Source organism: Streptomyces sp. MGP-P1 (assembly GCF_057766565.1).
This window is the reverse complement of sequence record NZ_JBYMEM010000007.1, coordinates 1,568,439-1,579,488: the sequence shown is the minus strand read 5'-3', so window position 1 is coordinate 1,579,488 and position 11,050 is coordinate 1,568,439. Positions and strand designations below refer to the sequence as shown.

The 11,050-nt window shown below is 67.1% G+C and carries 9 protein-coding genes, 1 tRNA gene and 1 pseudogene; 8 read left to right on the top strand and 3 right to left on the bottom strand.

Annotated elements, in window-relative coordinates; all coding sequences use genetic code 11:
• Nucleotides 1–71: 71 nt before the first annotated feature.
• The 6 genes and pseudogenes from AC3CH1_RS28570 (at nt 72) to AC3CH1_RS28545 (ending at nt 6,876) form a co-directional block, all read left to right on the top strand.
• The gene (locus AC3CH1_RS28570; RefSeq protein WP_488465529.1) at nt 72–542 is read left to right on the top strand and encodes a PaaI family thioesterase; all 471 of its coding nucleotides are present in this window, start codon (nt 72–74) and stop codon (nt 540–542) included.
• 633 nt (nt 543–1,175) lie between these two features.
• Entirely contained in the window at nt 1,176–2,387 is a 1,212-nt protein-coding gene (locus AC3CH1_RS28565; RefSeq protein WP_488466759.1) for a branched-chain amino acid ABC transporter substrate-binding protein, read from the top strand.
• A 114-nt stretch (nt 2,388–2,501) separates the two neighbouring features.
• Nucleotides 2,502–3,431: a branched-chain amino acid ABC transporter permease gene (locus AC3CH1_RS28560; RefSeq protein ID WP_397916295.1), complete on the top strand. Its 930-nt coding sequence runs from the start codon at nt 2,502–2,504 to the stop codon at nt 3,429–3,431.
• Between the two features lie 5 nt (nt 3,432–3,436).
• Complete coding sequence (locus AC3CH1_RS28555) at nt 3,437–5,221, top strand: branched-chain amino acid ABC transporter permease (RefSeq protein WP_488466758.1); 1,785 nt, start codon at nt 3,437–3,439, stop codon at nt 5,219–5,221.
• A gap of 4 nt (nt 5,222–5,225) precedes the next feature.
• Nucleotides 5,226–6,163 (top strand): annotated as a pseudogene (locus AC3CH1_RS28550) (ABC transporter ATP-binding protein).
• On the top strand, nt 6,160–6,876 hold the full coding sequence (locus tag AC3CH1_RS28545; RefSeq protein ID WP_488465528.1) for an ABC transporter ATP-binding protein: 717 nt from the start codon (nt 6,160–6,162) through the stop codon (nt 6,874–6,876). Before AC3CH1_RS28550 ends, AC3CH1_RS28545 begins: the two are co-directional and overlap by 4 nt.
• An 88-nt stretch (nt 6,877–6,964) precedes the next feature.
• Here the strand turns inward: AC3CH1_RS28545 and AC3CH1_RS28540 are convergent, their stop codons facing one another.
• Nucleotides 6,965–7,621, bottom strand: a complete 657-nt coding sequence (locus AC3CH1_RS28540; RefSeq protein ID WP_007460230.1) for an ANTAR domain-containing response regulator — start codon at nt 7,619–7,621, stop codon at nt 6,965–6,967.
• A 97-nt stretch (nt 7,622–7,718) separates the two neighbouring features.
• Here AC3CH1_RS28540 and AC3CH1_RS28535 point away from each other — a divergent pair.
• A tRNA-Leu gene (locus AC3CH1_RS28535) sits at nt 7,719–7,793 on the top strand.
• 109 nt (nt 7,794–7,902) lie between these two features.
• Nucleotides 7,903–8,679, top strand: coding sequence for a helix-turn-helix domain-containing protein (locus tag AC3CH1_RS28530; RefSeq protein ID WP_488465527.1), 777 nt, complete (start codon nt 7,903–7,905; stop codon nt 8,677–8,679).
• A gap of 17 nt (nt 8,680–8,696) precedes the next feature.
• On the opposite strand, the gene pyk is transcribed toward AC3CH1_RS28530, so the two are convergent.
• Together pyk and AC3CH1_RS28520 are read right to left on the bottom strand one after the other, a co-directional pair.
• The gene (pyk, locus tag AC3CH1_RS28525) at nt 8,697–10,136 is read right to left on the bottom strand and encodes a pyruvate kinase (RefSeq protein ID WP_488465526.1); all 1,440 of its coding nucleotides are present in this window, start codon (nt 10,134–10,136) and stop codon (nt 8,697–8,699) included.
• A gap of 120 nt (nt 10,137–10,256) precedes the next feature.
• The gene (locus AC3CH1_RS28520) at nt 10,257–10,979 is read right to left on the bottom strand and encodes an SIMPL domain-containing protein (protein WP_488465525.1); all 723 of its coding nucleotides are present in this window, start codon (nt 10,977–10,979) and stop codon (nt 10,257–10,259) included.
• Nucleotides 10,980–11,050: the final 71 nt, after the last annotated feature.

Genomic DNA, 11,050 nt, shown 5'->3' with positions numbered 1-11,050 from the left:
CGCCCGCTCAGCCGTCTGATAAGAACAGTGCAGACAGCAACCAACGAGCACACCGAAACGGAGCCGGACCCATGGGCGAGCACACCACCCCCCTCTTCCCGCAGGAAGTCATCGACGAGTACGCGGCACTCGGCGTCGACCTGCCCGCCCTCTTCTCCGCCGGCCACCTCGGCGAGCGCATGGGCGTCACCATCGTCGAGGCCTCCGCCGACCGCGTCGTCGGCACCATGCCCGTCGAGGGCAACACCCAGCCCTACGGACTCCTCCACGGCGGCGCCTCCGCCGTCCTCGCCGAAACCCTCGGCTCCATCGGCTCCATGCTCCACGGCGGAGCCACCAAGCTCGCCGTCGGCGTCGACCTCAACTGCACCCACCACCGGGGCGCCCGCAACGGCCTCGTCACCGGCGTCGCCACCCCCGTACACCAGGGCCGCTCCACCGCCACGTACGAGATCGTCATCACCGACGAACAGGACAAGCGGGTCTGCACCGCACGCCTCACCTGCCTCCTCCGCGACGCCCCCCGCCCCGAAGCCGACTGACCCCCACCACCCGCCAACCCCCTCGCCCCGCACGGCGAACCCCACCTGCCCGGCCAGAACCGCACCCCGCGCATTCCGGCCGGGCAGTGCCATATCCCCACCAAAAAAGCACAGTTGGCCAACACACTCGGTCAACTTCCTTGACCACACGGCACGTTCCATGAGCCACTCAGCAGCCACATCAGCCCCCGCGACCCCGCCGACCAAGCACCGATGTAACACTGCGTAACGTGCAGGCAATGCGGAAACCAGCCGCGCACCCCGGCCACGGACACCCGGGGAACTTCGCCGCGCCCACCGCGACCACCGAACCGCGTCAGCACCAAGATCACCCCAAGCCCCTTAGCAGAGCTGCGCGTTCTCAGCATGTGGTCCTTCCGCACTCCAGGCGAAACCGCCACATGTCCTCACAGGAACCTCAAGCCTTGCTCAAGGGCATAACAAGAGAGTCACATCCGCCGCCGACCAGTCCCGGTGGCCCCCAGCTGCGCTTAGAGTCACCGCCAGTCACCGCGCCGCCGGGCGCGTCTGCTGCACGGCCCTGTACCAACCCAGTACGGCCCGGCGAACGTCACGGCACCTCAAGCAGAGGAGGCCGCGCCAGGGAAAGGACTTTTCGTGCGACACCGTTCTTTGCTCATACTCACCGCAGTGCTCACCACCGGAGCACTCACCCTCACCGCCTGCGGTTCGCGCGACGACAGCAAGAGCAGCGGCGGCGACGGAGGCAACCAGACGGTCGTCATCGGCCTCGACGCCCCGCTCACCGGCGACCTCTCCGCCCTCGGCCTCGGCATCAAGAACTCCGCCGACCTCGCGGTCAAGACAGCGAACAAGGAAAAGACCGTCCCCGGCATCACCTTCAAGCTGGAAGCGCTCGACGACCAGGCCCAGCCCTCCGTCGGCCAGCAGAACGCCGTCAAGCTCATCGGCACCAAAGAGGTCCTCGGCGTCGTCGGCCCGCTGAACTCCGGCGTCGCCCAGTCGATGCAGAAGCCCCTCAACGACGCCAAACTGACCCAGGTCTCCCCCGCCAACACCGGCACCGAGCTGACCCAGGGCAACGACTGGAAGACCGGCGACAAGAAGCGCCCCTTCGCCTCCTACTTCCGCACCGCCACCACGGACCAGATCCAGGGCGCCTTCGCGGCCAAGTACCTCTTCGAGACCGCGAAGATCAAGGACGTCTACCTCATCGACGACCAGAAGCCCTACGGCGCCGGTCTCGCCGCCTCCTTCAAGGCGACCTTCACCGAACTCGGCGGCAAGATCGTCGGCACCGACCACGTGAACCCCGAGGACCGCGACTTCAACTCCGTCGCCACCAAGGTCAAGAGCTCCAAGGCCAAGGCCGTCTACTACGGCGGCGAGTACCCCGCCGGCGCCCCGCTGAGCCAGCAGATCAAGGACAGCGTCAAGATCCCCTTCATGGGCGGCGACGGCATGTACAGCGCCGACTTCATCAAGCTCAACAAGAAGGCCGAAGGCGACATCGCCACCTCCGTCGGCAAGCCCGTCGAAGAGCTCGAGTCCGCCAAGAAGTTCATCGCCGACTACAAGACGGCCGGCTACAAGGACGCCTACGAGGCCTACGGCGGCGGCACCTACGACGCCACCTGGTCCATCATCGAGGCCGTCAAGATCGTCGCCGCCGAGAACGACGGCAAGATCCCCGCTGAAGACGGCCGCGCCAAGGTCCTCGCGGCCATGGACAAGGTCAAGTTCGAAGGCGTCACCGGCCCCGTCTCCTTCGACGAATACGGCGACACCACCAACACCCTGATGACCGCCTACCAGGTCACCGGCGGCAAGTGGGTCTCCAAGCTCAGCAGCACCGTCGAGTAACCACCGGCCGGGCCACCACCCCGCCACCCTCACACAAAGCAACCAGACCGCGCGGGAGCGCTACGAGCCCTCCCGCGCGGTGCCATATCCGAACCACTCCACGGAGGCCCTGCGGTGAACGAACTGCCGCAACAGCTGGCCAATGGACTCATCCTCGGCGCGATGTACGGTCTCATCGCGATCGGTTACACGATGGTCTACGGAATCATCCAGCTCATCAACTTCGCGCACGGCGAGATCTTCATGATCGGAGGCTTCGGAGCCCTCACGGTCTACCTCGGGCTTCCGTCCGGATTCTCCCTCATAGCCGCGATACCCCTCATGATCGTCGGCGGCGTCATAGCCGCCGTCGCCATCAGCATGGCCGCCGAACGCTTCGCCTACCGGCCCCTGCGCGGCGGACCACGCCTGGCACCACTCATCACCGCCATCGGGCTCTCCCTCGCCCTCCAACAAGCCGTATGGATGTGGTACCCCAACGCCACGAAGGACCGCTCCTTCCCCCAGTTCGAGGGCGAAGCCTTCGACATCCTCGGCGCCACCATCCAGCGCGGCGACATCTTCGTCCTCGTCGTCGCCCCCCTGTGCATGCTCGCCCTCGGCCTCTTCGTCTCCAAGACCCGGGCCGGCCGCGGCATGCAGGCCACCTCGCAGGACCCCGACACCGCCAAGCTCATGGGCATCAACACCGACCGCATCATCGTCATGGCCTTCGCCATCGGCGCCGCGTTCGCCGCCGTCGCAGCCGTCGCCTACGGGCTCAAGAACGGCCAGATCGGCTTCCGCATGGGCTTCATCATGGGCCTCAAGGCCTTCACCGCAGCCGTACTCGGCGGCATCGGCAACATCTACGGCGCCATGCTCGGCGGCATCGTCCTCGGCGTCGCCGAAGCCCTCGCCACCGGCTACATGAGCGAAGTCCCCGGCATGGAACTCTTCGGCGGCGGCGCCTGGAAGGACGTATGGGCCTTCGCGCTCCTCATCATCGTCCTCCTCGTACGCCCCCAGGGCCTGCTCGGCGAACGCGTCGCGGATCGGGCGTGATGACCATGACCACCAAGACCACACCCGCCGACAGCGCCCTCATCGCGCTGCCCGCAGCCCGCCACCTCACCACCGCCGGCGCGGCCATCGCCCTCATCGGCACCTTCCTCGCCTGGACCTGGACCGCCGAATTCCCCGGCGACCTCACCGTCACCGGCTACCCCGGCGGCCTCCAGGTCCTCACCCTCGTCAGCACCCTCCTCACCCTCCTGTTCGCCCTCTCCGGCTACGGGATCAAGGGACTTCGCTGGCTCACCCCGGGCGGCGCCAACAGCCCCGTCCGACTCGCCGCCCTCGGCGTCCTCGGCACCATCGGTTTCACCATCGGCGCCATCACCGTCAAACTCGGCGGCGTCGTCAACCTGGAACCCGGAGCCTGGGTCAGCCTCGCCGGCGCGATCATCGCCACCGTCGCCTCCCTCGGCCTCCCCGCCGACCAGGAACTCGACGACACCACCCGCCCCACCCCGCTCAACCGCTTCGTCAACAGCCTCCGGGCCCCCGCTCCCACGCGCGCCAAGGACCTCCCCAACTGGGCCGAGATCCTCATCATCGCCGGAGCCTTCGGCGTCGCCCTGCACGTCTTCACCTACGGCATCGACACCGAGTACGCCGAACTCTTCATCGGCTACATCATCAGCGTCGCGTTCGGCTTCACCGCCCTCACCCGGGCCGGGCTCATCGCCCGCATCACCCGGCTGACCACCAAGCACCGCAACGTCACCCTCGCCGCCGCACTCATCGCGGCGTTCTGCTTCCCCTTCACCCAGCAGAACGAGCAGTACGCCCTCATCGGCGCGAACATCCTCATCTTCGCGACCGTCGCACTCGGCCTCAACGTCGTCGTCGGCCTCGCCGGCCTCCTCGACCTCGGATACGTCGCCTTCCTCGGCGTCGGCGCCTACGCCGCCGCCCTGGTCTCCGGCTCCCCGCTCTCCCCCGTCGGCGTCCAGTTCCCCTTCTGGGCCGCCGTCCTCACCGGCGCCGCAGCCTCACTGATCTTCGGCGTCGTCATCGGCGCCCCGACCCTCCGACTGCGCGGCGACTACCTCGCCATCGTCACCCTCGGATTCGGCGAGATCTTCCGCCTCACCGTCAACGCCCTCAACGGCGTCAGCGGCCCCGACCTCACCAACGGCTCCCAGGGCATCCCCAGCATCCCCGACCTCAACCTCTTCGGCTTCGACTTCGGCATCAGCCACGACATCGCCGGATTCACCCTCGGCAGGTCCGCCAACTACTACCTGCTGATGCTCGTCTTCACCGCCGTCGTCGTCCTGGTCTTCCGACGCTCCGGAGAATCCCGCATCGGCCGCGCCTGGGTCGCCATCCGCGAGGACGAGACCGCCGCCACCGCCATGGGCATCAACGCCTTCCGGCTCAAGCTGCTCGCCTTCGCCCTCGGCGCCACCCTCGCCGGACTCGCCGGTACCGTCCAGGCCCACGTCTCCTACACCGTGACGCCCGAGCAGTACCAGTTCGCCGGCTCCGTGCCCCCGAACTCCGCCTTCCTCCTCGCCGCCGTCATCCTCGGCGGCATGGGAACCCTCAGCGGACCCCTCGTCGGCGCAGCACTGCTCTACCTCATCCCGGCCAAGCTGCAGTTCATGCAGGACTACCAGCTCTTCCTCTTCGGCATCGCACTCATCCTCCTGATGCGCTTCCGCCCCGAAGGGCTCGTCGCCGACCGCAGGAAGCAGCTCGAATTCCACGAGACCGGCCAACTCGACGTCCCACCCGACGTCCCACTCACCGACCAGGCCGCCGGCACCACGAAGGCGGGGGCGTGACCACATGACCACCACCACGACCACCCCGGCCAACCCGGCCACCACCGTCCTCGACGCCAGCGGCGTCACCATGCGCTTCGGCGGACTCACCGCCGTACGCGGCGTCGACCTCACCGTCAACAGCGGCGAGATCGTCGGCCTCATCGGCCCCAACGGCGCCGGCAAGACCACCTTCTTCAACTGCCTCACCGGCCTCTACATCCCCACCGAGGGCAAGGTCAGCTACAAGGGCACCGTCCTGCCGCCCAAACCCCACCTCGTCACCAAGGCCGGCATCGCCCGCACCTTCCAGAACATCCGGCTCTTCTCCAACATGACCGTCCTGGAGAACGTCCTCGTCGGACGCCACACCCGGACCAAGGAAGGCCTCTGGTCAGCCCTCCTGCGCCTCCCCGGCTACCACAAGGCAGAAGACGCCAGCCGCGAACGCTCCATGGAACTCCTGGAGTTCATCGGCCTCCAGGACAAGGCCGACCACCTCGCGCGCAACCTCCCCTACGGAGACCAGCGCAAGCTGGAAATCGCCCGCGCACTCGCCAGCGACCCCGGCCTCCTCCTCCTGGACGAGCCCACCGCCGGCATGAACCCCCAGGAAACCCGCGTCACCGAAGAACTCATCTTCGCCATCCGGGACCAGGGCATCGCCGTCCTCGTCATCGAGCACGACATGCGGTTCATCTTCAACCTCTGCGACCGCGTCGCCTGCCTCGTCCAGGGCGAGAAACTCGTCGAGGGCACCCCCGGCGACGTCCAGGCCGACGAACGCGTCGTCGCCGCCTACCTCGGCACCCCCTTCGAAGGCGCCCCGGCGCCGAAGAAGTCGCCGAGGTCGAAGCAGCCGAAGCCCACGCCGGAACCACCACGGGCACCACCACCGGCACCACCGCCCCGGCGAAGGACACCACGCCCAACACCAGCACCGATGAGGAGGGCACCCGATGACCGCACTGCTAGAGGTCGAAGACCTCCGGGTCGCCTACGGCAAGATCGAAGCGGTCAAGGGCATCTCCTTCACCGTCGACGCCGGCCAGGTCGTCACCCTCATCGGCACCAACGGCGCGGGCAAGACCACCACCCTGCGCACCCTCTCCGGACTGCTCAAGCCACTCGGCGGCCGCATCCTCTTCGAGGGCAAGCCGCTGGCCAACATCCCCGCCCACAAGATCGTCTCCCTGGGCATCGCCCACTCCCCCGAGGGACGCCACATCTTCCCCCGGCTGACGATCACCGAGAACCTCCTCCTCGGCGCCTACCTCCGCAACGACAAGGCAGGCATCGAGAAGGACGTCCAGCGCGCCTACGCCCTCTTCCCCATCCTCGGGGAACGCCGAAAGCAGGCCGCGGGCACCCTCTCGGGCGGAGAACAGCAGATGCTCGCCATGGGCCGCGCCATGATGTCCCAGCCCAAGCTGCTCATGCTCGACGAGCCCTCCATGGGCCTCTCCCCGATCATGATGCAGAAGATCATGGAGACCATCGTCGAGCTCAAGGCGTCGGGCACCACCATCCTGCTCGTCGAGCAGAACGCCCAGGCCGCCCTGTCCCTCGCGGACCAGGGTCACGTCATGGAGGTCGGCAAGATCGTCCTCTCCGGCGCGGGCTCGGACCTGCTCCACGACGAGTCGGTCCGCAAGGCCTACCTCGGCGAGGACTGACACCCCTGCCGTACTGCCGTACACGAGAGGCCCGCACCCGGTTCGTCCCGGGTGCGGGCCTCTCTCATACGTACGTATGCGTACGGGGCTACTCGGCCGACTTCTTCTTCTCCTCGGCGTCCTCGATCAGCGCCTCCGCCAGCTGCTGCATCGACATCCGGCGGTCCATCGACGTCTTCTGGATCCACCGGAACGCGGCCGGCTCGGAGAGCCCGTAATCCGTCTGCAGGATGCTCTTGGCCCGGTCCACCAGCTTCCGGGTCTCCAGCCGCTGGGACAGGTCCGCGATCTCGCTCTCCAGCGCCTTCAGCTCCGCGAACCGGGAGACGGCCATCTCGATGGCCGGCACCACGTCGCTCTTGCTGAACGGCTTCACCAGATACGCCATGGCCCCGGCGTCCCGGGCCCGCTCGACGAGGTCGCGCTGCGAGAAGGCGGTGAGCATCAGGACCGGGGCGATGGACTCCTCGGCGATCTTCTCTGCGGCGGAGATCCCGTCGAGGACCGGCATCTTCACGTCCAGGATGACCAGGTCCGGCCGGTGCTCCCGGGCCAGCTCGACGGCCTGCTGCCCGTCGCCCGCCTCACCGACGACGGAGTAACCCTCCTCCTCCAGCATCTCCTTGAGGTCGAGGCGGATGAGGGCCTCGTCCTCGGCGATGACGACGCGGGTCGTCAGCGGCGGGACGTGCGACTTGTCGTCGTCGACGGCGTCTACGGGCTGGGGCGACTCGGGGGTGGTCACGGGGCTCCTCGGTATGGGGCAGATACTGCTGCCACGAGCCTACCTAGCTCCTGTAAGGTAGTGACGCGCAGGGCAGCAATGACCCTTCCTTTCTAAGGCCCCAGTACTCCAACTGGTTAGAGAGGCCGCTCTCAAACAGCGGACAGTGTGGGTTCGAATCCCACCTGGGGCACTTTTCCTTGGATTCCAAGGCGCAAGGCGATTCAGTGAACTTCACTTGATCTGAGTACGCGCGCGCCATTTCGCGCCGGATCACCGCTTGCGCGACAAAACTCGTCAACATGTACGACGTGGATACCCGCGAGCGAGCTCTGGCTCTCGTCGCGCAAGGACGCAGCCTCAATTTTGTAAGCAAGCAGACCGGCATATCGCGCGCCGCGATTCGTTCCTGGCAGACACGCCTCGAACCGCTCGACCCGAATCGGGGCAAACCCTGCCCGAGGTGCTCCGCAGTGCCCGCGGCGATCGAGGACCCCTCCGCGTACGCCTACTTACTGGGGCTCTACCTCGGGGACGGCTGTATCAGCGCGGGCAAACGAGGCGTGTACTCCCTGCGTATCGCGTGCGCCGACGCATGGCCTGGGCTCATTGACGCCTGCGCCGAAGCAATACAGATCGCGCGACCGCACAACAAGGTCTGCCGGGTGGTCAGTGTGGGCTGCCAGTACGTCACTTCCTTCAGCAAGCACTGGCCTTGCCTCTTCCCTCAGCACGGTCCCGGCAAGAAACACAACCGCCGGATTGCCCTCGAACCATGGCAGCAGGAGATCGTAGACGCCTATCCCTGGGATCTCATCCGCGGCCTCATCCACTCCGACGGATGCCGGATCATCAACTGGACCACACGCCTCGTCCGCGGTGAACGCAAGCGTTACGAGTACCCCCGGTACTTCTTCAGCAACAAGTCCGACGACATCCGCAAGCTCTTCAGCGACACGCTCACCGCCGTAGGCGTCGAGTGGACGACCCTCGCGCGGGGTAGCGATCCCTTCAACATCTCCGTAGCCCGACGGGCATCCGTCGCCCTCATGGATGCGCACGTCGGGCCGAAATACTGAGCAGATCCGCAAGCCGCCTACTTCGGGCTGTCGTCCTCGCCGATGTGGTGGACGCGGACCAGGTTCGTGGAGCCGGCGACGCCGGGCGGGGAGCCGGCGGTGATGACCACGACGTCGCCCTTCTTGCAGCGGCCGATGCGCAGGAGCTCCTCGTCGACCTGGGCGACCATCGCGTCCGTGGAGTCGACGTGCGGGCCGAGGAAGGTCTCGACGCCCCAGGTGAGGTTGAGCTGGGCGCGGGTGGCCTCGTCGGGGGTGAAGGCGAGGAGCGGGATGGGTGAGCGGTAGCGGGAGAGGCGCTTGACGGTGTCGCCGCTCTGGGTGAAGGCGACGAGGAACTTCGCGCCGAGGAAGTCGCCCATCTCGGCGGCGGCCCTCGCGACGGCGCCGCCCTGGGTGCGGGGTTTGTTGCGCTCGGTGAGGGGTGGGAGGCCCTTGGCGAGGAGGTCTTCCTCGGCGGCCTCGACGATGCGGGACATGGTGCGGACGGTCTCGATGGCGTATTTGCCGACGCTGGTCTCGCCGGAGAGCATGACCGCGTCGGTGCCGTCGATGATGGCGTTGGCGACGTCGGAGGCTTCGGCGCGGGTGGGGCGGGAGTTGTCGATCATCGAGTCGAGCATCTGGGTGGCGACGATGACGGGTTTGGCGTTGCGCCGGGCGAGCTTGATGGCGCGTTTTTGGACGATGGGGACGTGTTCCAGGGGCATTTCGACGCCGAGGTCGCCGCGGGCGACCATGATGCCGTCGAAGGCGGCGACGATGTCGTCGATGTTGTCGACGGCCTGGGGTTTTTCGACCTTGGCGATGACGGGGAGGCGGCGGTTCTCCTCGTCCATGATGCGGTGGACGTCGTCGATGTCGTGTCCGGTGCGGACGAAGGACAGGGCGATGATGTCGGCGCCGGTGCGCAGGGCCCAGCGGAGGTCGTCGATGTCTTTTTCGGAGAGGGCGGGGACGGAGACGGCGACGCCGGGGAGGTTGAGTCCCTTGTTGTCGGAGACCATGCCGCCTTCGATGACGGTGGTGTGGACGCGGGGGCCTTCGACGCCGGTGACTTCGAGGGTGACGCGGCCGTCGTCGACGAGGATGCGTTCGCCGGTGGTGACGTCGGCGGCGAGTCCGTCGTAGGTGGTGCCGCAGATGTCGCCGGTGCCTTCGCCTTCGAGGGGTTCGACGGTGATGGTGAAGGTGTCGCCGCGTTCAAGGAGTACGGGGCCTTCGCGGAAGCGTCCGAGGCGGATCTTCGGGCCTTGAAGGTCGGCGAGGATGCCGACGTTGCGGCCGGTTTCCTCGGACGCTTTGCGGACGTGGTCGTAGCGCGCTTGGTGTTCGGCGTAGCTGCCGTGGCTGAGGTTGAGGCGGGCGATGTCCATTCCCGCTTCGACCAGGGCTTTGATCTGGTCGTATGTGTCGGTTGCGGGTCCCAGGGTACAAACGATTTTCGCTCGGCGCATGGTTCGAGACTAAACCTTACCTACGGGTAGGTATTTGGCTCTGCATGACACCTCAACAACCTTCTCATGAAGGGTTGTTGACAACTGTTGAATTGTGCGGCGGGGTGCTCTGATGAGCGTTTATCCGAGGTTCGGCGGGATGAGGGTGAAGGATGCTTCGACTTGGGCGTCGACGTTCTGGCGTACGGGTTCGAGGTCGAGGGGGGCCGCTTCGGCGGCGGTTTCCGCGCGGGCGGAGCGGAGGACTCCTGCGCCGCCGTAGGTCTCGGTGGTGAAGGTGGCTCCGCCGACGCTTCCGGTGTCGCTGAGTTCGAGGAGGGCGCCGAGTCGGGTGTCGAGGGCTTCGGCGTACTCGCGGGCGCGCTGGAGGGCCTCTTGGACGGCTTGGCGGCGGGCGGCCGCGTGGTGGGGGGATGCGGGGCGCAGTCCCCACCAGGGGCCGTCGATGCGGGTGAGGTCGTGGTCGGCGAGACGGGTGACGAGTTCTCCGAGAGCGGTGAAGTCGCCCAGCATGATGGTGAGTTGGATGTTGCCGTGGTAGGCGCGGATGCGTTCGGCGCGGCCGTGGCGGGTGAGTTCGGGGTTGATGGTGAGGGTGCCGGTCTCCAGTTTCTCGATGGCGTCGCCGTAGGTCTTGATGAGGTCGAGGGTGGTGCTGTTGCGGTGGGTGAGGCCGTCGAGGGTGGTGCGGCGGTCGGTGCCTCGGGCGGTGAGGGTGACGGTGATGCGGGCGATTTCGGGGTCGACTTCGAGGTGGGCTTCGCCTCGGACGGTGACGTGGGGGGTGGTGGGGGTGCCGTAGGGGTGGTGGGGCGTGGAGGCGGGTGTGGGGATTTCGGTCATGTGTTCACTGTGGCACGGGGGGTGGGGTGTCGTGGTGTGTGTCGCGTGGTCATCGGATCGAAACCTGCGTG